This window comes from Synechococcus sp. PCC 7336 (assembly GCF_000332275.1).
Lineage (GTDB): Bacteria > Cyanobacteriota > Cyanobacteriia > Thermostichales > PCC-7336 > PCC-7336.
Genome location: NZ_CM001776.1, coordinates 1792116 through 1813573, shown reverse-complemented (window position 1 = coordinate 1813573; position 21458 = coordinate 1792116). Strand labels below are relative to the sequence as shown.

Annotated in this window: 21 protein-coding genes; 8 read left to right on the top strand and 13 right to left on the bottom strand. The window is 54.4% G+C overall.

Annotated elements, in window-relative coordinates; genetic code table 11:
- Positions 1-15 precede the first annotated feature (15 nt).
- The 6 genes from rplV to rplC all read right to left on the bottom strand — a co-directional run bounded on the left by rplV (position 16) and on the right by rplC (position 3188).
- On the bottom strand, positions 16-369 hold the full coding sequence (gene rplV, locus SYN7336_RS08670) for a 50S ribosomal protein L22 (protein WP_017325544.1): 354 nt from the start codon (positions 367-369) through the stop codon (positions 16-18).
- Positions 370-383: 14 nt separating this feature from the next.
- Complete coding sequence (gene rpsS, locus SYN7336_RS08665; RefSeq protein WP_026100835.1) at positions 384-662, bottom strand: 30S ribosomal protein S19; 279 nt, start codon at positions 660-662, stop codon at positions 384-386.
- Positions 663-723: 61 nt separating this feature from the next.
- Complete coding sequence (gene rplB, locus SYN7336_RS08660; protein WP_017325542.1) at positions 724-1569, bottom strand: 50S ribosomal protein L2; 846 nt, start codon at positions 1567-1569, stop codon at positions 724-726.
- Positions 1570-1603: 34 nt separating this feature from the next.
- On the bottom strand, positions 1604-1903 hold the full coding sequence (locus SYN7336_RS08655) for a 50S ribosomal protein L23 (RefSeq protein WP_017325541.1): 300 nt from the start codon (positions 1901-1903) through the stop codon (positions 1604-1606).
- Positions 1890-2531 (bottom strand): 50S ribosomal protein L4, encoded by a 642-nt coding sequence (gene rplD, locus SYN7336_RS08650; RefSeq protein WP_017325540.1) that lies wholly within the window; start codon positions 2529-2531, stop codon positions 1890-1892. The genes SYN7336_RS08655 and rplD overlap by 14 nt, the downstream gene beginning before the upstream one ends.
- 24 nt (positions 2532-2555) lie before the next feature.
- Entirely contained in the window at positions 2556-3188 is a 633-nt protein-coding gene (gene rplC / locus SYN7336_RS08645) for a 50S ribosomal protein L3 (RefSeq protein ID WP_017325539.1), read from the bottom strand.
- Positions 3189-3858: 670 nt separating this feature from the next.
- On the opposite strand from rplC, the gene SYN7336_RS08640 reads away from it, so the two are divergent.
- From SYN7336_RS08640 to aroA, 4 genes are all read left to right on the top strand, one after another.
- On the top strand, positions 3859-4311 hold the full coding sequence (locus SYN7336_RS08640; protein ID WP_017325538.1) for an RrF2 family transcriptional regulator: 453 nt from the start codon (positions 3859-3861) through the stop codon (positions 4309-4311).
- Between the two features lie 255 nt (positions 4312-4566).
- Positions 4567-4728: a hypothetical protein gene (locus SYN7336_RS30715; RefSeq protein ID WP_156820083.1), complete on the top strand. Its 162-nt coding sequence runs from the start codon at positions 4567-4569 to the stop codon at positions 4726-4728.
- A complete protein-coding gene (locus tag SYN7336_RS08635) occupies positions 4677-5432 on the top strand; it encodes a M50 family metallopeptidase (RefSeq protein ID WP_017325537.1) in 756 nt (251 codons plus the stop codon). Before SYN7336_RS30715 ends, SYN7336_RS08635 begins: the two co-directional genes overlap by 52 nt.
- 80 nt (positions 5433-5512) lie before the next feature.
- Positions 5513-6838: a 3-phosphoshikimate 1-carboxyvinyltransferase gene (gene aroA / locus SYN7336_RS08630; protein ID WP_017325536.1), complete on the top strand. Its 1326-nt coding sequence runs from the start codon at positions 5513-5515 to the stop codon at positions 6836-6838.
- Here aroA and SYN7336_RS32210 read toward each other — a convergent pair.
- The 4 genes from SYN7336_RS32210 to SYN7336_RS08610 form a co-directional block, all read right to left on the bottom strand.
- Positions 6825-7355, bottom strand: a complete 531-nt coding sequence (locus tag SYN7336_RS32210) for a GNAT family N-acetyltransferase (protein ID WP_026100834.1) — start codon at positions 7353-7355, stop codon at positions 6825-6827. The two genes, aroA and SYN7336_RS32210, sit on opposite strands and share 14 nt — an antisense overlap.
- A 139-nt stretch (positions 7356-7494) precedes the next feature.
- Entirely contained in the window at positions 7495-8874 is a 1380-nt protein-coding gene (locus SYN7336_RS08620; RefSeq protein ID WP_017325534.1) for a response regulator, read from the bottom strand.
- A gap of 925 nt (positions 8875-9799) precedes the next feature.
- Positions 9800-10462, bottom strand: a complete 663-nt coding sequence (locus SYN7336_RS08615; protein ID WP_017325533.1) for a response regulator transcription factor — start codon at positions 10460-10462, stop codon at positions 9800-9802.
- Entirely contained in the window at positions 10446-12848 is a 2403-nt protein-coding gene (locus tag SYN7336_RS08610) for an ATP-binding protein (RefSeq protein ID WP_017325532.1), read from the bottom strand. Before SYN7336_RS08610 ends, SYN7336_RS08615 begins: the two co-directional genes overlap by 17 nt.
- A 465-nt stretch (positions 12849-13313) precedes the next feature.
- Here SYN7336_RS08610 and SYN7336_RS08605 point away from each other — a divergent pair, with 465 nt between their 5' ends.
- Positions 13314-13763, top strand: a complete 450-nt coding sequence (locus tag SYN7336_RS08605) for a thiol-disulfide oxidoreductase DCC family protein (RefSeq protein WP_017325531.1) — start codon at positions 13314-13316, stop codon at positions 13761-13763.
- Here the strand turns inward: SYN7336_RS08605 and menD are convergent.
- Together menD and SYN7336_RS28770 are read right to left on the bottom strand one after the other, a co-directional pair.
- Complete coding sequence (gene menD / locus SYN7336_RS08600) at positions 13752-15560, bottom strand: 2-succinyl-5-enolpyruvyl-6-hydroxy-3-cyclohexene-1-carboxylic-acid synthase (RefSeq protein WP_051039787.1); 1809 nt, start codon at positions 15558-15560, stop codon at positions 13752-13754. The genes SYN7336_RS08605 and menD overlap by 12 nt on opposite strands.
- Positions 15509-16927 (bottom strand): isochorismate synthase MenF, encoded by a 1419-nt coding sequence (locus tag SYN7336_RS28770; RefSeq protein ID WP_026100832.1) that lies wholly within the window; start codon positions 16925-16927, stop codon positions 15509-15511. Before SYN7336_RS28770 ends, menD begins: the two co-directional genes overlap by 52 nt.
- A 13-nt stretch (positions 16928-16940) precedes the next feature.
- On the opposite strand from SYN7336_RS28770, the gene SYN7336_RS08590 reads away from it, so the two are divergent.
- Positions 16941-18215 carry a low specificity L-threonine aldolase gene (locus SYN7336_RS08590; RefSeq protein ID WP_227498630.1) on the top strand — a complete coding sequence of 425 codons (1275 nt, stop codon included), beginning with the start codon at positions 16941-16943 and terminating at the stop codon, positions 18213-18215.
- A gap of 59 nt (positions 18216-18274) precedes the next feature.
- Here the strand turns inward: SYN7336_RS08590 and SYN7336_RS08585 are convergent, their stop codons facing one another.
- The gene (locus SYN7336_RS08585; RefSeq protein WP_017325527.1) at positions 18275-19666 is read right to left on the bottom strand and encodes an aldehyde dehydrogenase; all 1392 of its coding nucleotides are present in this window, start codon (positions 19664-19666) and stop codon (positions 18275-18277) included.
- A gap of 244 nt (positions 19667-19910) precedes the next feature.
- On the opposite strand from SYN7336_RS08585, the gene SYN7336_RS08580 reads away from it, so the two are divergent.
- Both SYN7336_RS08580 and SYN7336_RS08575 read left to right on the top strand, forming a co-directional pair.
- Positions 19911-20927, top strand: a complete 1017-nt coding sequence (locus SYN7336_RS08580; protein WP_017325526.1) for an ATP-binding protein — start codon at positions 19911-19913, stop codon at positions 20925-20927.
- Entirely contained in the window at positions 20924-21442 is a 519-nt protein-coding gene (locus SYN7336_RS08575; protein ID WP_017325525.1) for a hypothetical protein, read from the top strand. The genes SYN7336_RS08580 and SYN7336_RS08575 overlap by 4 nt, the downstream gene beginning before the upstream one ends.
- Positions 21443-21458 lie beyond the last annotated feature (16 nt).

The window sequence follows — 21458 nt, the reverse complement described above, 5'->3', positions numbered from 1 at the left end:
GGAGGAAATACGAAGTTACGCTTCGATGGGGCTGACCGACACAGTGATGTGGCAGGTCTTTTTCTGAATTTGGTAAGCGCGACCCTGGGCGCGAGGGCGAAAACGTTTCAGGGTAGGGCCTTGGTCCGCATAGGCAGTGCTGACGTAGAGCTCCGTTGCGTCCAAACCTTCGTTGTGTTCGGCATTCGCCACCGCCGATCGCAAGACTTTGCGAACGGGTTCGCAGGCGGCGTAGGGCATAAATTCCAGAATGATGAGCGCATCTGCATAAGAACGACCGCGAATCTGGTTGAGGACGCGGCGCACTTTGCTGGGGGACATGCGAACTGTCCGGGCGATCGCCTTCACTTCTAGGGTGTCAGTAGCCATCAGTCGTCCTCTCTTTAGCGGCGCGAAACTTTCTTGTCGGAGGCGTGCCCGCGATAGGTGCGGGTGATGGAAAATTCGCCCAGCTTGTGGCCCACCATTTGTTCGGTCACATACACGGGAACGTGCTGCCTGCCGTTGTGAACGGCAATGGTATGGCCGATCATCTGGGGAATGATGGTGGAGGCACGGGACCAAGTTTTAATCACTTGTTTGTCGCCGCGCGCATTCATTGCATCTATCTTTTCGAGCAGGGATGCAGCAACGAATGGACCTTTTTTGAGCGAACGAGGCATAATAACCTACCGAGTCAATATCATCGAGAACTGGGGAAAACCGAAACCGCACGAGAGTGGCTTAACGGGTGGACTTGCCGCGCTTGCGACCGCGCACGATTAACTTGCCGCTGGCCTTCTTGCGATTGCGGGTTTTGTAACCCAGAGCGGGAATGCCAGTCGGGGACAGAGGAGAAGGACGGCCAATCGGGGCTTTGCCTTCACCACCGCCGTGGGGGTGGTCGCAAGCGTTCATGGCGACACCGCGAACGTGTGGACGGCGACCGGCCCAGCGAGTGCGCCCCGCTTTCCCCTTGTTTTGATTGGCGAATTCGGCATTGCCCACCGAGCCCAGCGTCGCATAGCACTCTTTGCGCACCATCCGCACTTCGCTAGAGGGCAGCTTGATGGTGACGTAATTACCCTCTTTTGCCACCACCTGAGCGCCCGCACCGGCAGAGCGCACCATCTGAGCGCCGCGACCGCGATACAGCTCGACATTGTGGACTACAGTACCGAGGGGCACGCGGGATAGAGGCATGGCATTGCCAATCTCGAACGGAGCCTCTTCGCCAGAGATCACCGTATCGCCCACTTTGAGGGAGCGGGGCTGCAGGATATAGCGCTTTTCGCCATCGCTGTAGTGCAGCAGGCAAATGCGAGCATTGCGGTTGGGATCGTACTCAATCGTGGCCACTTTCGCCGGGATACCCACTTTGTCCCGCTTGAAATCGATGATGCGATACAGGCGTTTGTGACCGCCGCCGCGATGGCGACTGGTAATCACGCCGCGATTGTTGCGCCCCTTCTTGTCGTGGATGTGGGTCACGAGGGACTTTTCGGGCTCGTCCGTCGTAATTTCGGCAAAGTCCGACGCAGTATGCTGGCGCATACTCGGGGTATAGGGATTAAAGGTACGAATGGCCATAATCGCTGGGTTGAGTGGAGGTCTGCGTCAGAACTTAAACGTCGGGGAACAAGGCGATAGAATCGCCGCTGGCGAGGGTGACGACCGCTCGCTTGTGACGAACTCGAAAGCCCGTGCTGCGACCGAGGCGGCGCTTTTTATTGGCGGGCTTGTAGGTGTTGACTGCCGTGACGCGAACGCCGAACATTTCTTCGACGGCATACCGAATCAGAGGCTTGGTGGCAGTGTCTTGCACCTCAAAGGTGTATTTGCTCTCTTCCATTAACTGGCTGGTTTTTTCGGTGATGATGGGGCGGATGAGCACGTCCGCCAACCGGCGCTTACTTTGAGTCACTGTAGACCTCCCGAATGCGATCGAGTGCAGGAGCGGTGGCCACAATCCAATCGACGTTGAGCAAGTCAAACACGTTGAGATTATTGGCGGTGATGAGCTTGGCACGGGCAATGTTGCGGGCTGCCCGATAAACGTTTTCATCTTTCTCGGCCACAATGATGAGAGCGGACTGATCCCGACCCACCCCCCAGCGCTCTAGGGCCTGGACCACTTCTTTCGTCTTGGGTTGAGCCAGCTTATCGGAAAAATCCTCTACCACAATCAGGTCGTCGCTGCGGCTTTGCAGGGCGGTACGCAGGGCGAGACGACGCTCTTTGCGGTTCATGTTGAGGCTGTAGTTGCGCTCGTTGCGGGGACCGAAGATGACCCCCCCTTTCCGCCACAGTGGCGACCGGATAGAGCCAGCGCGGGCTCGACCCGTGCCCTTTTGACGCCAAGGCTTGCGACCGCCCCCTCGCACTTCCGCGCGGGTTTTGGAATGGGCGTTAGCCTGACGGCGATTGGCCATTTGGCGGCGCAGGGCTAGATAAACAATGTGGTTGGCACTTTCTGCCGAGGCAACGGCCAAATCCAGCTCGGTCTCGCCAGCCGCCTCGCCTTGCCAATCTTTGATGGTACAAGTTGCCATGGGATTGCTCTCCTACAGTGCGACCTAGCGTCCGACTTTAACAGCGGGTCGAATTTCCAGCAGGCCGCCCTCGACTCCGGGCACAGCGCCCTTGATCAGCAGCAGATTGCGCTCGGTATCGACCCGAACCACCGTCAATTTGCGGATGGTGGTGCGCTTGCCGCCGTCGCGACCGGCCATGAGCTTGCCAGGATAGACGCGGCCAGGGGTAGTACCCGCCCCAGTGGAACCGGGCTGGCGGTGGTTCTTAGAACCGTGGGACATAGGGCCGCGACGGAAGTTGTGGCGCTTTTGATAGCCAGTAAAGCCGCGACCGATGGTGGTACCGGAGATATCGACAAGCTGACCGGCTGCGAATGCCTCGACGGTGAGTTGCTGGCCCAATTCGTAAATTTCGGGTTCGTCGAGCCGATATTCGATCAAATGCTTGAGTGGGGTTTCAATCCCAGCTTTTGCCAAGTGACCCATCTCGGGCTTATTGAGGCGCTTGGCGGCACCATAGCCAATTTGGATGGCGGTGTAACCGTCAGTATCTTTCGTCTTGATTTGAGTGACGGTGCAGGGACCGGCCTCGACGACGGTCACGGGGACGGCCAAACCTTCGTCATCAAAGATTTGGGTCATACCCAGTTTTTTGCCAAAAATGCCGACAGCCACTTTGGGCCTCCACTTGACAACTGATAACACTCACTCGATAGCAGAATTCTCCTAGCTATCCAGAGCGGACCCAGATGGGATGGGTCAGAGGTGACTAACTGCTACAATCGCAGAACTCAATCGCGTCTTAAAACAATCTCCAAGCATTCGATAAAACCTTGAAGATGCGCTATGGGTGAAGTGATTGAGGGTTCGAGATCGTCACAGCGAGTGCTGGTGGGCAAAATCGAGAATTCATTGAGAACACAGATTTTGCCAAGTGTCTGGACTTGTAAATCGAAGCCTCGATGCGAGGCTAGAAATACAGTATCCGTTGCGACAGCTCGTTTGCTGTATTTCCACAGCTTTACCACTTTAGAGGGGAACGATCGCTTTGTCCAGAAACTTTTGAAATTAAATTTGCGGGGGGGCAGTAGGGGTCAACTCGGCTGCCTTCGGGCATAACAATGGCAGGTGACGGAGATCTTCACAACCTGAGTTCGACGACTCTGCATTGCCCTCACCCCCAACCCCTCTCCCTGGGGAGAGGGGAGCAAGAGAGTCAATCGAAGCCTCAATCTAAGGCTCTGTTCTCCTGGCCCCAAACTGCGGGCCAGAGGTTAGGGGATGGGTTCAGGCGGCTGTCGAACTCACGTTTCACAATGTGCTACCCGAACGGAAATTTGCCCCGATGAAATGGACTACGCGCGGTCGCTACAGCGTCAAGGCGTTGCTCGATCTGGCTTTGTCAGGCAGCCAACTGCCGGTATCGGTGCGGGCGATCGCCGAACGGCAAAACATTCCGGCCCCCTATTTGGAAAAGCTGTTGATCGAGCTGCGGCAGGCGGGCTTGGTGCGATCGCAGCGGGGGGCACAGGGGGGATATCGCTTGGCGCGCTCGGCGCGGAAGATTTCACTGGCAGAGATTTTAGCGGCGGTGGGGGAGCGGCTGGAACCTCTATCGGTGCCTGAAACAGAGGCGGAGGAGAGCGAACGGGTGGAGGATTGGGTGACGCAAGCGGTGTGGCAGCGGGTGTCCCAACGACTGCAGCAGGTGTTGGCCGAGATTACGCTGGAGGATTTGTATTTCGATGCCCGCAGTCGGCAGGCTGCACAATCGGAGGCTCCCGAGTTTATTGTGTAGGGGTTTCGATGAGGGTGGCGATCGCGCTCATCAGCCCTCACCCCCAGCCCCTCTCCCAATTCTGATGCTGCGGGCGAAATTCATATTCCGAAACATTGGCCATTTGTCTAGATGCCTGTGGCCCCCTTCCCCTAACCCCTACCCCCAACTTTGGGGGCAGGGGAACAAGGCCCCGTAAGGATTTTCGGCTGTTTCTCCCCTCTCCCAAGCTTGGGAGAGGGGCCGGGGGTGAGGGCCATGCAGAGGACTTGCACCATGCCAATATTTCTAAATGTTAAATTGGCCAGCAGCATCAATTCTGGGCGAGGGGAGCAAATCCCTTGGCATCCGCTATTGTGGCGTAAGTGTGCTGGGGGCTTGGCAGGATGGCTGCAACTGGGAACGGCGATCGCCGCCAATCGTTATTTCTTCTATTAGGGGCCGCGATCGCCACGGTGACCATTTGGCAAATTCCGTTCGGCCACCTGCTGCTGTATCCCTTCACGATCCTGTCCACTTGGTTTCACGAAATGGGCCACGGTTTGACAGCGCTGCTACTCGGCGGCAATTTCGAGCGGCTAGAGTTATTTGCCAATGGCAGTGGTTTGGCCACCCACTCGGGAGCGGTGTGGGGCGGTCGGTTGGGGCGAGCTTTGGTGGCGGCGGGGGGGCCGTTGGGTCCGGCGATCGCCGGAGCGATTCTGATTGTGATGGCTCGCTGGCGGCGGGCCAGTCGCGGCACGCTGGCGATCCTGGCTGGGGTTTTATTACTGTCGCTAATCTGGATGCGATCGCTGTTCGGGGTGCTGGCAGTGGTGGCTTGGGCGGGGGCGATCGCCTTGGTTTGCCTGCGGGGGTCGCGGGGGGCGCAGGCGTTTGCCGTCCCATTTTTGGGGGTGCAAGCCTGCATTAGTACCTTCAATCAGTTGGATTATTTATTCTCGCAGGAAGCCGTTATCGGCGGACAGCGATTTTTATCGGACTCCGGCCAAATTGCCCGACAGTTGTGGCTGCCCTTTTGGTTTTGGGGGCTCTGTTTGGGAGTGCTGACGCTGGGATTATTGGCGGGCAGTTTGTGGCTGACCTATGGCGATAGCGTCCAGAGCTTGGCCGCTCGTTCCCAGCGCTCCAATCCTCGCTGAGGCTCGCTGGGACAACCCTCAAAACGCGTTAGGATAGCCAGGGTTTTTTCCCGCTCCCTTCTCTATCTCTTCTCCCTGCCGTGACTGCCGAACACAATTCCAGCCTGACCGTATCTCCCTGTCCCATTCTCAGAGGGGCGATCGCCATTCCCGGCGATAAATCCATTTCCCACCGCTCGTTGATGTTGGGGGCACTGGCGGAAGGGGAAACCAGCATTCGCGGCTTGCTATTGGGGGAAGATCCCCGCAGTACGGCGGCTTGCTTTCGGGCGATGGGAGCAGAGATCTCCAAGTTAAATTCGGAGTTGGTGACGGTGCGGGGGGTGGGATTGTCGGGATTGAAGGAACCGGTGGATGTATTAGATGCCGGGAATTCGGGGACGACGCTGCGGTTGATGTTGGGCATTTTGGCAGCGCAGGCGGGTCGATTTTTTGCGGTCACAGGAGATGGTTCATTGCGATCGCGTCCGATGGGTCGGGTTGTTACGCCCCTCCAAAAGATGGGGGCGCAAATTTGGGGTCGAGTGGGCGGCGATCGCGCCCCTCTAGCAGTTCAGGGGCAGAGGTTGCAAGGCATTCACTATCAATCCCCTGTGGCCTCTGCACAGGTAAAGTCTTGCGTCTTGCTGGCGGGGTTATGGGCAGAAGGGGAAACCACGGTGACCGAACCCGCCCCATCCCGCGATCACTCCGAACGAATGTTGACGGCATTTGGAGCTGATTTGAGCGTCGATCGTGCTGCTCGCACTGCCACAGTTCGCAGCGGGGCTCAGTTGTATGGCCAACCAGTGACTGTGCCGGGGGACATCAGCTCGGCAGCGTTTTGGCTGGTGGCGGGGGCGATCGCTCCCGAGGCCGACCTGCTCGTGCAAAATGTCGGTATTAACCCCACGCGGACAGGGATTTTAGATGTTCTGCAGCAAATGGGAGCAAATCTCAAATTGGAGAACGAGCGCGAGGAAGCAGGGGAACCGATCGCCGATGTGCGAATTCAGTCTTCTCAACTGCAGGGCTGCGAGATTGGGGGCGATACGATTCCGACGCTGATTGACGAGATCCCGATTTTGGCCGTAGCTGCAGCCTTTGCGCAGGGAAAAACCACGATTCGGGATGCAGCAGAGTTGCGGGTGAAAGAAAGCGATCGCTTGGCGGCAATGGCGACCGAACTGACCAAAATGGGCGTGCTGCTCGAAGAGCATCCTGACGGGATGGAGATTTGGGGCGGACAGCCGCTCGAGGGTGCGGTCGTGGAGTCCTATGGCGACCACCGGATCGCCATGAGTTTGGCGATCGCCGCCTTACAAGCCAACAGTCCCACAACGATTCGAGGGGCAGACTGTGCTTCGATCTCGTATCCCACTTTTGTGCCCACACTGCAGCAGATTGCACCGGCTAGCGTGGCCTAGGCATTTCCACCCCTTCGGGGGGTAAAAATTCCACTGTTTGGCCCATCAGCACCATCGTGGTGCTGGTATTTTCGTCGAAGCCAATGCGGCGGTAAAACTCTTGTTGGTAGGTGGTGAATAGATAAATGCGCTCGACCTTTTGCAGGTCGGGATGGGCAATGAGGGTTTCGACCAATTTGCGGCCCAAGCCTTGATGTCGATAAGCGCTATCCAGCACCACATCCCACAGCACAGCTCGATAGACACCATCGGAGGTGGCGCGGGCAAAACCAATCAGGCGATCGCCATCCCAAACAGTAACAACGGGATGACTGAACTGAATTGCCCGTTCGACATCTTCGCGTCGGCGATCGCGAGCCCAGAACGCATTGTACTGAAAGAGCTGCAAAAGCCGATCGATGTCGACTTCGGCAGGATCGACCGAAAAGCGAATGTGGCGGTTGTCGGGTTGAGAAGGACGGGCCGTTGTAGACCGTAGCTGTTGTGCTTCGCAATCCGGCCCTGAGCGTTGCTTCACGCGAGACCTACTTACACGATGGGTACTGGAGGTTGGGCTCCGATTGACGCGACTCAAATCGCCCACGTCTGTCGGGTTCTCTAGGGTAGCAGGTTGTCGGGCAATTGCGGGATGAAACGTCAGGACGCCTTCCTCCATCCTACCCATTCACTGCAGAAGCTCTAGATCTGGGATTCGGTAGAATTGGGGAATTTCTCCTCACACTCTGTTTCCCTTCACCAGGGTCAGGGATGAGAGCATAAAGCTGCAAAACTTCGGCTACCTTGACCCGGCTAATTGGCTTCGATATAAATCCAGAGGCTCCGACAAATTTGCTCTTAATTCGGTCCACCATCCCATCACTACTGGTCACGATCGTCACTGGAATATTTTTGAGCATCGATATGCGTCGAATTTGGGCGCAAATTTCGTAGCCATTCGCGATCGGCATGACCAGATCCAGAAAAATCAGCTCGGGCCGTTTCTCTAGCAAAATTCCCAGTGACTCTAATGGATTGCTGATGCCGATAAAGTCACAAGCGTAGCTCGACAAGCAGGCTTCCATGCGCTTGAGATCGAGCGGGCTGTCATCGATATAGGCGATGAGGGGACGGCTGGTGGCTGCATGGTGCTTTGCAATTGGACGGTTTGCGGCTGGACGGTGACTCGAGATCGGGCGGCTCGGCAGGGGCAGCTCGGTGACGGCCTCGTCGGGAGCACTGGAATCGCCACTAACGATCGCCATTGCCTCTTCAACCGCCGGATGCCGTTGATTTTCTCCGAGTTGGGGATTGGCAGTTTCATCCGCCAATCGAATAGCCCCCATCCGTAACTGAGGCTTGAGGGCTCGGGCGACGTGCAGTGGGTCGTTGCCGAGGGCGATCGCAACATCTCGGATAGTCCGCTTGCCATCCAATAACGCGGACAGCCGAGTAAAGATCTGCTCCGATACCAGCTCTTGTAACTGTTGCGGATTCTGGACGATCGGTACCTGGTGGGGGGATTGTTCTTCTAAACCGGAATCCAGCCATGCCTTGACGCGCTCGCTCACCTGCTCCCATAAATACTCTGCTTTGAGGGGCAAGGCAAAATTACCCTCCATATGGAGCGTGTCTTGGGGGCTCGCTCGATAAACGAATGGCGAGCAATCTGAATTGAGTCGAGCTTCCTGCAGTGCAATATCGAATAAGGTTTCTCCGATGCTGCAACGCAAAATTGATACCGCTCGAGTTCGATCCACCACCTGCCGTTTCATTAATTTTTCCAGCAAGTGGTGAGTCCATTCTCCATAGGTATTGGGGACAGGTAAGTCAACCCGACCTGCTTCTAAAGCGGGAGCTTGTTGGCGGAGGGAGCGCAGCCACCGACCGACTGGGTCGATCCCTCCGGCATCTCCAATAATTCTGCCGAGAAAGAACCACAGTGCCCACGTGCAACCACTGTGGTTGGAAACCTTTAAAACCCCTGTAAAGCGCTGGCGGCTACATTCTTCGAGATATTCTCTTAGCGTGTGGCAGGAAGAAAGGGTAGGGGGTGTCATAATAGGATCCTCTCGCAGTCAAAGAATACAAAAATTCGAGTAAATAGCAGGCAAATAAACTGAAGAACAGATTCGGGGCAATCTATAAATTGATGCTCTGTAAATTTTGCGATCGCAATAATTCGAGCTTTTGATAGCGTTTCAGATAAAGTTGATATTTCCTTAGAAGCTACCTTTTTCGCTCGCTCGAGTTGGAGTTGACTAGCAACTGATGGCGGGACTCTAAAGCACTAATGCAAGAATGAAACCGGTTGTTTGAGATATCAAAATTCATGTCTTGATGCAATTCAAACGTTCTTTCAATGTCTTTAATCAAACGATACAGATCTCCTTTAGTCCGTTCTTTTTTTGAAAATATAGGCATTGTAACTGCATTCCTTGAGAATAGACTTTACCTAAGTTGAACTAGGCCGATTGATTGTTAGAATTTAAAATCTTGGATCTCTCAAATTTAAACTACCCTGCTTGCGGGCTAAATCTTCTCATCCAAGATAAGCAATTCTGGCGTTGGCCGCAGTCCAGTCAAGTGAAGAATTGAGTGCTAGTAATTACCGATCTCAACGGTATTATATTCGCACGCTGTGTCAATAGATACATCCTCTTTTAAAGGCGATCGCACTAGACCGTCACACTAATCCTGGGATTAGTTTCAGGACTAGTCCTTTATCCCCCCACAAACCGAGTCTAGTCAGAAACCTGTAGTTTTAATGAGGCATCTTTTAATCCCTCTCACTAACGCTGTTAACCGCTGCATTTATCCCCTAAATCCCCCAGGATGGGGGGTTTAGGGGGCCGAGTGCAATGTCTGAAAACTCCAGATCTCAATCTGGATGGGGTTTAGAAAAGATACGATAGAATTTTCTCGTAACACGAGGTTCGCAAAAACGCCTGCAGCAACAAGCCGGTAGGCATCTTTGAACGAGATTCAATCGAGCAGATGGAGCTTGCGAGCTTTTAAAACTGCTTCAACCCGATTGCTGACGCCAAACTTGCTCAAAATGTTTTTGACATGGGACCGCACGGTATTGATGGAAATGCTGAGAGACTCCGCAATCTCGCCGTTACTAAAGCCCCGAGCAATCGATTGTAAGATTTCTAATTCTCGTTGAGTTAGCTTCACCATCTCGCTGCTGAGGTCGGTAGCGGTGGATTGGGACGACACGATCTGGCGCATCCGCCCGACAATCTCTGGAGAAATATACATAATTCCCTGGCTGACCAGACGAATGGCCCTAATTAAGTCATCCACTTCTAGGGTTTTGAGACAGTAACCATCTACCCCAGCTTGCATCATCTCAGCCACCGCACTATCTCGATCGATCGCCGTTAGGGCAAGCACTGCGATCTGGGGAAATTCAGTTTTGAGTTGGCGCGTGGCAGTAATGCCATCCATCACATCCATCTCAATATCCATCAAGATCAGATCGGCTTCCTCTTGCCGAACGATATCCATAACCTCTTGGCCGTTGGAGCAGGCTTGGAGAATCTGAAAGTCGGGTTCGTCAGACAGGCGATCGCAGAGAATATCCCGCAAAACGCCATGGTCGTCTGCCACCACAATACGAACAATCTTAGGAGGGGCTAGCATTTAACTGGAGCTCGCAATCTGTACAACATTGGTAATGGGTCGATATTGGCAAGGTAAACCAAAATGTGCTCCCCTGTCCGACCTGACTCTCGACACCGATGCGACCTTTATGAGCTTCGATAATTTTCCGACAGAGATAGAGCCCCATTCCGGTTCCCCCCTTTTCGCTAGACCGACCTGCCTGATAAAACCGCTGAAATAAATTTTTCTGGGCTTCGGCTGAAATGCCCTTGCCCGTATCGCGACAGCTAAAGAAAATGCCATCAAAGTTGACATCTACACAGACAGAAATCTGTCCGCCGGAGGGGGTAAAACGAATGGCATTCGAGAGCATATTTTGAATGATGCGACCAATCTCTACGACATCTGCCTCGATCGCAGGCAAATTGGGGGCGATGCTAACCGACCATTGCAGTGACTTAGCTAATAGAGATTGCTCCAACAGTTGATACGCATCGGCGATCGTCTGCTCCCAGTTCAGGGGGGCGTAGACAAGCTGTTTCTGACCAGCTTGATAGCGGGAGATATTGAGTAAATTTTCGACCAAATTGCTCAGGGAAAGATTGATTTGCAAGCTATTGCGAGCTGAGTTGAGCAATTGGGCCGGTTTATCATCAGTTGCTTCGGATCGGTGTTCCAAGCGCTCGACCAATGCAGTTAAGGCGATCTTCTGAGAAAAGAGGGGGTTGCGCAAATCGTGACCCAAAGCCGAAATCAGATCTTCTAGCGAGCGATTGTATTCTCGCAATTGCTTGGCTTGCTGTTGCGTTTCTCGGAATAACTGTTGCTTTTCTAAGGCAACAGCCAACTGCTCGACGACATTATCGAGCAATCGCAGCTCGGCGGCATTCCAGTTCTTGGGGGCAGAAGCACAGACAATCAGGCTGCCACAAACGCGATCTTCTTCCCAAAGGGGAAAGGCGGCGATCGCGCCAATGCCGAGGCTGCGATGAAACGTACGACTGGTATCGCTCAGGCTCGTATCTCGGTCGATATCCGTCAGGGCAACGCTCTCCCCATCCCGAAGCTTGGGCAAATAGGCCAACCGTTCGGAGAGATAATCGGCATTCCAGGTGTCTTGCAGCGGAGATAAGGTAGTATACAAAATTTCCAGCTCCCCTTCAGCATCATGCTTCAAGATGATGACGTCGTTCGCGGCGAGCATGGTGCAAATGGTTTGGCCCACTTTAGGCCAAGTGTGCCGAAACTCGGTCGATTGGTTGGCCCAACTGGCAATATTGCCAAACCCCCAAGCCTGCTTTGCCTGGACTTGTAGCTGCTCGACCAAGGTTGCGAAGGCCATTGCTAAGCTTCCGATCGCGTCTCCGGGGGGTAAATTGCAGTCCCAAGTGGGCTCGGGCGAATCGCTGAATTGAACCACCGCCCTTTGCACTTGAGAGACCGGTGCTAACACCCATCGAACCAGCAAGTAGGAACTGGCAACAAATAACAGTCCCCCCGTTCCAAACAGGCTAATCCAGGCCAAGTTGAGTTGAATGGGAACTAAATACCAAGAAGGCAGAGTGTATTCGACTTCTAACATGCCGAGGGGTCGATCGAAGGGATCTCTGAGGGGCAAAATGCCATCCAATCGATCTCCCGCCAAGAGTCCAGTTCCGGTGCGATGTTCTAGAATCGTGCCAGAGTCGGGCATCGAGTCCAGCAACTCGGCTGAATTTTCAAATAACTCGGGCAGGTGGCGGTCATCCAACTCCTCTGGCAAGGTGCCAGCGATCGCCGTTCCGCCAGCATCTCGGAGAATATAGTCTTCGAGGGTGAGGGACTTCATTTCGGCGAGCATTTCGCTATCTATTAACTTCCCTACCATATAGAGTCCGTGGGGGGGAAGTTTGCCCTCGTGGTCGTCAGAGGTTGAAATTTTGGCAAACGCAACCATATAAATGCCTTCCGGTCGTTGCCAAAATGTCGATGTGGCGGGAAACAGAGGCAGATTGAAGTAGACGTCTTGCCAAAATTGAACTTCGGTTCGAGCGAGAGAAGAAGTACCTGAGTCAGCAGCCTCGAGTTCGTAAATCAGTTCGCCTTCTTTCGATAAAACCAAGACCAAATCTAGGTCTAGAGCATCCGGCACCCAGTCGGTAAGATTTGCCCTAGCCCATTCGGGATCTCGCGTAATCGTAAAATCCCTCATTTCGGTCCAAGTTGCTTCATCAATCGCAGCGGACTCTAGCTGTGCTGCATATAGGCTCATGGTGCCGCGAGATCGTTGCAGGCGATCGCGGCCAATTTTTTCACTACTTTCCTGTACGCGAGCATTGGCCCAAATTTGAATCGCGATGGGAGAAATGACGGTAAAGCTACCGGCGAGCGCCGTCAGACAGAGGAGTCGCGTGGTTAAATTGAGTCGAGGAAAGCGAAATTGCATCTATACTTGCCCTCCCTTTAAAGCAAGGCACACAATTTCACTCCAGTTGCTTAAATCCATATGGAACATGCGTTGCACAGTCTGAGAAGCCTGACTTGAAGGGTTTGAAATTGATAACAGAGACAATTTATCACTCGATTGCCGTCCTACAGAGGATAGACAAATCTAAATAAATGATTTCTATTGGATATGATTTTTATCTTTATTAAAAAAGTATCAAGCTCTTCGGGATATATAAAACCTCAATAAAGCGTAAAAATAATACGATCTGGTTTCCAGCGATTGGGTGACTGATGGAAGTAGGAGCGAGGGTGAAAAACTGGGTCGCTTTGTCGATCGATTGCAACGCAAGCGGCGTCCCGCTCCAATGTACCCATCGTCCGTGCAGCAATTCACACCCCGAGCTTTGCCGCGCATCCCGAGCTAGGTTGTTAGCAAGCAAGCGAACCGATAAGGGGGACTCTAATGGTCGATATCGTGATTTACGACGGCAATTGCAATCTCTGCGTCACGCTGGTGCAGGCGTTGGAGCAATTGGATCGGGGACAGAGATTTGTCTACGTGCCGATGCAATATCCCCAACTAGAAGCAGAGTTTGGCGCGAGCGAGCGGGATTGCCAGATGGGGATGCTGGTGATTGATGGCGAGCATCGCGATCGCCGCTGGCAGGGTAGCGATGCGGCTGAAGAATTAGCCAGACGGTTTCCGGCAAGTGCGCCCCTCGTGGCCGCCTATCGAGCTTTGCCGGGAATGAAGTGGATGGGCGATCGCGCCTACGAGCAGATTCGAGACAATCGCTATGCTTGGTTCGGTCGGCGATCGGCCACTTATAGGTCTCCCTACCCAGCTTGCGAATCGGGCAGTTGTCAGCCTTTCCCCGAAACTGCCCCGGCAGAACCGGCCTCAGAAGGTTAAATCGAGTTCCCCCGACCAGCGCCGAAACTGCTCCAGTCGCCAAGCGGCATCCAACTGGCGATTGGTCTGCAACTCCAGCAAGCGCACGCCAGTCTGGGGTAAGGTTTTGAGGGCCAGTTTAAATTCCTCCCAAGTGGCTATCCCCCGATGCTCGATGCCGTAGGTGTGGCAGAGGCGATCGAGGGGGATGTTTTGAGGAGTCGCGAAATAGTCTTCGAAGGGGGGCTCGAATTGGGCAATGGGCAAGAGGTTAAAGATACCTCCACCATTGTTGTTCGCAACCACAATGGTGAGGTGACCGTCCAGTCGCTTGGCACTCAACAATCCGTTGGTGTCGTGCAAAAGCGCTAAATCTCCTGTCAGTAAGACGCTGCTGCGGTGGCGGTGGGCAAGGCCCAGAGCGGTTGAAAGAGTGCCGTCGATACCGTTAGCACCGCGATTGACATAGGGCTGTACCCGCGATCGCCCCGGTCGCCAAAACCATTCCACATCCCGGACGGGGGTACTGTTAGCAATAAATAGCGGCGTGCGCGCGGGCAGAGTTTGGGCAAGCATCCAAGCCACTTTACTCTCGCACAGGCGATCGAGCGATCGCAGGGTTCGGTCGATCGCGGCACCGATCTGGCGATCGCCCTCCAACCAAAGATCGAGATAATCCGACGATTTCTGCAACCCCTCAGACAGCCCTTCACTCAACTGCTCCACGGATATGGGCAGAGGAATCGTGCGGTTGTGCAGGGGGTCGAGATTGCGATCGCCTCCCTCCACTTGCCAGCTCATCGGATCGCATGCAGCCAGCCAATTGCGCAGTTCCTTACTGGTGGGCAGCGGCCCCAATTGCAGCACGAGTTCGGGACGTAGAGCTGTGGCGGCTTGAGGGTTGCGCAGGATGGTGTCGTAGTGGGCGACGAGGCTGGGAACCAGATCGGCATAGTTGCGCAGGGGGGAAAGACCCTCGGCTAACACGGGCCAACCGAGAGCTCGGGCAATACGGGCGATCGCGCGGCAATAGCGTTCGGGGCTGGCTGGTTGGGCGGGACCGGCAATGATGGCGCCTCGGGTACAACTGCGCCAGCGGGCGATCGGCAATTCGGCACTGTCTGCCACAGACAGGCGAGGCGGGGTCCAAGGGACAATGCCATCGAAAAAGTTGGCTGGAAACTGGGTTGCTAAACTTGCAGCGCTGTTGTCGGGAATCGGGGCGAGCGGATCGCGGAAGGGGATGTTGAGGTGGACGGGACCGGGGCTGGGATGGAGAGCTCGCCGCCACGCCTGCACGATCGTTTGGCGCAGGTATCGCAGTTGGCCCAGTTCGAGCGAAGGTGTCGCCAGTTCCGCTTGCCAGTTGGGATAGCGGCCGTAAAGGCCGTTTTGATCGATGGTTTGGCCGGAGTGACAATCTCGCAATTCGGGGGGGCGATCGGCAGTGAAAACGAGCAGGGGAACGCAGCTTTCTCGGGCTTCAATCAGAGCGGGATAGTAGTGGGCTCCGGCGGTACCGGAACTGCACGCCAGCACGACAGGCACATGGGTCCGCTTGGCAATGCCCAAGGCAAAAAAGGCCGCCGAGCGCTCCTCCAGCACTGGAATCGTTTCAATGCGAGAGTCTTGCGTTAGGGCGATCGCGAGCGGCGCCGAGCGCGAGCCGGGGGAAATGACAGCCACCTCCAACCCCAAGCGCCGTAGGGTCTCGATCGCGACCGACGCCCATACCGCATTCATCGTGCGAAAATCTACCACCTCCCCTACACCAACGCCCGCACGAGTGCCTGCAGCTTCAACTGCACCTCCGCCCATTCGCGCTCGGGATCGGACCCCGCCACAATGCCGGCCCCCGCGCACAGGCGCACGCGATCGCCATCCACCAGCGCCGACCGAATTGCCACCGCCAACTCGCAATTACCCGCCCCATCAATCCATCCCAGCGGAGCTGCATACAGCCCCCGCTCGAACGATTCCCACTGGCGAATGCGATCGCAGGCTAGGGGGCGGGGCACCCCCGCGACAGCAGGGGTGGGGTGCAAGGTAGCCAGTACCTTAAAGGGATGTAACTGGGCGGGCAGTTGGGCGCAAATGCGGGTGTGGAGGTGCTGAATATTGGGTAGTTGCAACAGACTGGGGCTGGCCGCCGCCGCTGCCGAGATGCCGAGCTGGCCCAGTTGCTGCACAATCGCGTCTACTACCACGCGATGTTCGAGGCGATCTTTGCTGCTGTTGAGGAGTGCGTCAGCCAAATGGCGATCGGTTTCTGGCGTTGCTCCTCGGGCAGCAGAACCGGCGATCGCGTCAATGGCCAAGCGATGTTGGTGAACGTGCATCAGGGCTTCTGGGCTGGCCCCCATAAACTGCTGGCCGCTGCCATTTCCTAACGAAAACACGTAACAGTTGGGATACAACTGGCGCAAATTGCCCAGAGACTGAAAGGGATTCAATGGTTGCAGGGCGATCAGATCGACGGCTCGGGCGAGAACGATTTTGCGCAGCTCGCCCGTCGCGATCGCCTCTAGGGCCCCTGTCACCGCAGCCCGAAATTCATCCGTGGAAGGGGTTTGCTGCAGTTGAAGCGGCGCTGGAATGGAATAAGACTCCGGCCATTGGGTTGCGGCCAGCCCTTGCAGCGATCGCTCTAAGGCTGCCAAACCGGCAATCTCGGCAGCTAAATTACTCTGTTCGTCGATTGATGTCGAAAGGGTTGCCACACAGCCCTCGGCATGGCGCGCCACCATCCAGCGGGGCACAAACAGGGTGGCTGCTGGAAAGTGGCCCGCAGCTTCGGCTTCGGGAAAAAAGGTAAAGCCCCCTAAAAAATGGATCCCCGCCCGAGGCAGATCCAGATATCCTTCCGTGCGGCTATTGGCGAGGGTGGTGCGAATGAAGCGACGGGCTTCGGCAAACCGATTCCCCTGGCCAGCACGATATTGCGCCACAGCTCCCCCTGCGGCGATCGCCTGAAGTTGGTGTTGACTCTCCCAATAAAAGTGAACGCTGTCGGGGTGGTGTAATTGCGCCAATACTGCTAGGGGATCGAGGTGGGGCAGCGGCACAGCAATGCTGGCAATTTGGGAGTGTTGAGTCTGGCGAGCCTGCTGTTGGCACTCAGCCAGTAGCCGATGGAGCCATCGGCGATCGAGAACTGGCACGTGGGAAGGCAGGGTTACTTGCATCGACAGGAAACAGGTGCAAAAACTTGGCAGTGGCGCCAGTTATTCCGACAGTTCCACTCAGCTCAGTATGACCGAGATTGAGCGGCGACCGCGATCGACAGACCCCAGCTCGCACACACATTGTGCCTTGTGGAGCGACCGTCACCTGCGAGTCTTAACTCAGGTTCACTTTGATGGCGATGAGATAGCCTTGACCCATCCCAGCACAACTCCCCCAGTTATGGCGACTATTGACCTCCGCAGCGACACCATTACGCAGCCCACCCCTGCAATGCGATTGGCGATCGCCAATGCCGCCGTCGGCGATGACGTGCTCGGCGACGATCCCACCGTCAAAGAACTCGAAGCTGATGTCGCCCAACTGTTGGGGAAAGAGGCGGCAGTCTATATGCCCTCCGGCACCATGACCAACCAGGTGGCGGTGCGACTGCACACCCAGCCGGGAGATGAAATCGTGCTGGAATCGGAAGCCCATATTTACTACTACGAGAGTGGCGCTCCGGCAGCTCTGTCAGGAGTAATGTGTCGGTTGGTATCGGGGCGGCAAGGGGTCTTCGCTGCCGACGACTTGGTCAACGTGCTGAGATCGGGCAACCCTCACTATCCGCCAACCACATTGGTTTGCATAGAAAACACCCACAATCGCGGCGGGGGCACAATTTTTCCGCTAGAGGCCATACAGGCGATCGCCGAGGTCTGCCAGCAGCGGGGGCTGGCCATACACATGGATGGCGCGCGACTGTGGAATGCCTGCGAGGCCACTGGCATTACGCCAACTGACTATGCCGAGCCGTTCGATACTGTCAGCGTCTGTTTTTCCAAAGGATTGGGAGCTCCGGTGGGGTCGGCACTGGCAGGCTCGTCCGAGACGATCGATCGAGCCAGACGATTCCGCAAAATGTTTGGGGGAGCCATGCGACAGGCGGGCACGATCGCGGCCGGAGCACTGTATGCCCTGCAACACCATCGCGATCGACTGTGCGAAGATCGCGAAAACGCTCAGCTCTTGGCGCGGCAATTGGTCGAGGTGGACGGGATTGAGGTGGATCTGTCGACAGTGCAAACCAATATCGTGGTGTTTCGCTGTTTGGATGTCCCCGCACCGTTGTTGGCACAAGCCTTGGGCGATCGCGGCGTGAAGCTCTTTGCTCGCGATCGCCACTCGCTCCGGGCCGTCACCAGTTTGATGGTGACTCGCGAGCATATTTTGCAAGTGAAAGATAAAGTGGCGGACGCATTGACAGAAGTCTGCGCCTTCAAAACCGCAACGGAAGAGGTTATCCCTTGAAAAGGATAGGGCTAGCAGCTTCGCTCGGCCGTTAACTGAGGCGATCGCTCCGGCAGGAACTAACTGCCCGTCACAATGCGCTTAATCTGCTTCAACCCCGCTTCTGTATAGGGGGCATATCGCCATTTGAGATCCAGCCAAAAGCCCTTTTTGAGCACGCTTTTGTAATGGGAGAACGTATCGAAGCTCGCTTTATCGTGGTAACTGCCGATACCGCTGTCTCCCACCCCACCAAACGGCAGTCCCGCCACTCCTACATGCATAACGGTGTCGTTAATACACACCCCACCCGATGACGTAGACTCCAACACCTTGGCTTGCTTGTCCCGATCCTGCGAGAAAAAGTAAAGGGCTAGCGGCTTCGGTCGGTCGTTCACGAGGGCGATCGCCTCATCCAGATCGCCGTAGTCCAGCACCGGCAAGATCGGGCCGAAGATTTCTTCCTGCATCACCGAACTGTCCCAACTGACATTATCTAAAACTGTTGGAGCAATATAGCGACTGCCGGGATCGGTTTGCCCGCCGATCGCAATCTCGCCACTGTCGAGAAATGCCGCCAAACGAGAGAAATGCCGCTGGTTGACAATGCGACCGTAGTCGGGACTGTCTGCCGGATTGTCGCCGTAGAAGTCTCGAATGCACTGGGCGATCGCCTCCACCAGTTCCCCTTTGATGCGGCGATCGACCAATAGGTAATCGGGAGCGATACAAGTTTGTCCGGCATTAATGAATTTGCCCCAAGCAATTCGCCTCGCCGTATGTTCGAGCTGAATGTCTGTATCCACAATGCAGGGGCTCTTGCCTCCTAACTCCAACGTTACTGGAGTCAAATGCTTGGCAGCGGCTTGCATGACAATGCGACCGATCGCCGTGCCGCCAGTAAAAAAGATGCGATCGTATTTCTCTGCCAGTAACCGCTGACTCACTTCCACTCCCCCCTGCACCACCGCAATGTAGTTGGGCTCAAACGCAGACTGAATCAGCTCTGCCACCACTGCAGCGGTTTTGGGGGCGTGTTCTGAGGGTTTGAGAATGGCACAGTTGCCCGCTGCGATCGCCCCCACCAGCGGCGAAATCATCAGTTGAAAGGGATAGTTCCAGGGGCCGATAATCAGCGCTACCCCCAGCGGTTCTGGCTGCACCCAGGCTGAGGAGGGAAACTGGTCGATCGAGGTTCTCACCCGTCGAGGCTTCAGCCAAGACTTGAGCTGTTTGAGGGCCAGATTGATTTCGCTGACGGTGGCAATTTCAAAATAGGCTTCGAAGGGGGGGCGGCCCAAGTCCTCTTTGACTGCCTGCACAATCGCATCTCGATAGCTGACAATTGCCTGCTTCAGCTTTTGCAACTGGGCGATCCGAAATTCTGCTGGTTTGGTTTGGCCCGTGCCAAACAAGGTCCGTTGCTGCCGGATGAGGTCTTGAATGGGGGCTACCGCTATCTGAGCTGTCATCGCACATCTCCCGAAACGGCGGGCTCGCACCCACCGACAGAACACTATCTATTTTGGCTCATCTGGGTGTCTGGATAAAAACGCAAGCCACCGGATTGACCCTATAGACGACACAGCTCATCATACAAACGGGAGAGAGCTTTCATGTCAAACTCCTAGTTTTGGCTGAAAACTTAACGAGATCGGGCTTCTAGCCGCCATCTGGTAGGTTTGCCTGCCTCTGTCTACAGTAGGGACACAATCGATGATCGACAGTTTTGAACTTAAGAACTTTGGGCCAATCCCTCAGTTTAAGTGTGAAAAATTAGGGCATATCAATCTAATTATTGGTGGGAATGGAACAGGTAAAACCATCCTGCTTAAAGCTCTTTATAGCACTATTCGAACTTTAGAAGAGTATAAACGAGGCCAGGAACCCCGCAATGCTGCCGAAATTCTCGCAGATAAGCTGTATTGGACTTTTGAGACAGAAAAGATCGGCGATCTCGTGAGTAAGGGAGCAGATAAACCTCTATCCTTCAAGCTCAGCTTTGATAGTCGAGAGTTTTTCTACGAATTTGGTAAAGATACCACCAAAAGTATCCAGACCTTGAAAAATCATGTCTCGCCTCGAGAGAGCAACTCGATTTTTCTCCCGACAAAAGAAGTACTCTCTCTACATCACATCATTTTGGAATCGAGGGAACTGAGCAAGAGCTTCGGATTCGACGATACCTATCTCGATCTAGCACGAGCACTGCGCCAACCTCCAAAGGGCGGCAAGAATTACAAGGAATTTGCTCAATCGAGAAAAAGCCTAAGTAAAATGCTCGGCGGCAAGGTTGAGTATGACGAAAAATCAAGACATTGGCAGTTCAAGAAAGGAAATCAAAAGTTTCCTATTGGTTTGACAGCAGAGGGCGTCAAAAAGATTGCAATTCTTGATACCTTATTGGGGAATCGTTACCTCGACCCAAATTCAGCTATCTTTATTGACGAGCCAGAATCAGCTCTACATCCAGCGGCAATTTCAAGGTTGCTCGAAATTGTAGCTATACTGGCGAATTGTGGAATTCAATTTTTCATGGTAAGTCACTCTTACTTTGTAATCAAAAAGCTATTCCTGATTGCTCAGAAGAAAGATTCTTTATCGATTCCAATAATTTCAGTAGAAAATGAGAATTGGAGCATTGCCAATCTCAAAAATGGATTGCCGGAAAATCAGATCGTCAATGAATCAATTCAACTATATCGAGACGAGGTGGAGCTGGCTTTACAATGAACACCATTTCTATTTCTGAGTCTGGAATGGACTTTGGGCTACATCCGGCAGGCAATTTATTTTATATTGAGAAGAGTAGATCCTATCAAAATATCCAATCTAGAGTGAGGATTGCAGAGTTTCTACTTCTACATCCAAGTCATAACACCAAGTTTTATATTATTGAGGCAAAGTCGAGCTCTCCAAAACCTCAGACACAGCCAAGCTTTGATGAGTTCATCAAAGAAATCTGCGAGAAATTTGCAAATTCGCTGGCCTTATTTATGGCAGTTTACTTGAAGCGCCATTCTTCCACCTGTTGTGAGTTGCCCCAATCCTTTCAAAATCTTGCTATAGACAAAGCTGATTTTCGCCTGACATTAATCATAAAAGGACATAAAGAGGATTGGTTGCAACCCTTGCAAGATGCTCTCAGGAAAGCACTTTATCCGATGGTAAGAACGTGGGATATGTCCCCAAATTCTGTTCTGGTTCTGAATGACACGATTGCTCGCCGGTATAAACTGATCTCATGAAAATCACCCTTGCTGG

What these genes read in the sequence shown, in the direction of transcription:
- SYN7336_RS08585 (WP_017325527.1), bottom strand. Translation starts at nt 19,666, where the DNA reads ATGACAGCTCAGATAGCGGTAGCCCCCATTCAAGACCTCATCCGGCAG.
- SYN7336_RS08615 (WP_017325533.1), bottom strand. Translation starts at nt 10,462, where the DNA reads ATGCTAGCCCCTCCTAAGATTGTTCGTATTGTGGTGGCAGACGACCAT.
- menD (WP_051039787.1), bottom strand. Translation starts at nt 15,560, where the DNA reads ATGGGCGGAGGTGCAGTTGAAGCTGCAGGCACTCGTGCGGGCGTTGGT.
- SYN7336_RS08580 (WP_017325526.1), top strand. Translation starts at nt 19,911, where the DNA reads ATGATCGACAGTTTTGAACTTAAGAACTTTGGGCCAATCCCTCAGTTT.
- SYN7336_RS08635 (WP_017325537.1), top strand. Translation starts at nt 4,677, where the DNA reads ATGGCTGCAACTGGGAACGGCGATCGCCGCCAATCGTTATTTCTTCTA.
- rplV (WP_017325544.1), bottom strand. Translation starts at nt 369, where the DNA reads ATGGCTACTGACACCCTAGAAGTGAAGGCGATCGCCCGGACAGTTCGC.
- rpsS (WP_026100835.1), bottom strand. Translation starts at nt 662, where the DNA reads ATGCCTCGTTCGCTCAAAAAAGGTCCATTCGTTGCTGCATCCCTGCTC.
- SYN7336_RS08605 (WP_017325531.1), top strand. Translation starts at nt 13,314, where the DNA reads ATGGTCGATATCGTGATTTACGACGGCAATTGCAATCTCTGCGTCACG.
- SYN7336_RS08640 (WP_017325538.1), top strand. Translation starts at nt 3,859, where the DNA reads ATGAAATGGACTACGCGCGGTCGCTACAGCGTCAAGGCGTTGCTCGAT.
- SYN7336_RS28770 (WP_026100832.1), bottom strand. Translation starts at nt 16,927, where the DNA reads ATGCAAGTAACCCTGCCTTCCCACGTGCCAGTTCTCGATCGCCGATGG.
- SYN7336_RS30715 (WP_156820083.1), top strand. Translation starts at nt 4,567, where the DNA reads ATGCCAATATTTCTAAATGTTAAATTGGCCAGCAGCATCAATTCTGGG.
- rplD (WP_017325540.1), bottom strand. Translation starts at nt 2,531, where the DNA reads ATGGCAACTTGTACCATCAAAGATTGGCAAGGCGAGGCGGCTGGCGAG.
- rplB (WP_017325542.1), bottom strand. Translation starts at nt 1,569, where the DNA reads ATGGCCATTCGTACCTTTAATCCCTATACCCCGAGTATGCGCCAGCAT.
- SYN7336_RS08610 (WP_017325532.1), bottom strand. Translation starts at nt 12,848, where the DNA reads ATGCAATTTCGCTTTCCTCGACTCAATTTAACCACGCGACTCCTCTGT.
- SYN7336_RS08620 (WP_017325534.1), bottom strand. Translation starts at nt 8,874, where the DNA reads ATGACACCCCCTACCCTTTCTTCCTGCCACACGCTAAGAGAATATCTC.
- SYN7336_RS08575 (WP_017325525.1), top strand. Translation starts at nt 20,924, where the DNA reads ATGAACACCATTTCTATTTCTGAGTCTGGAATGGACTTTGGGCTACAT.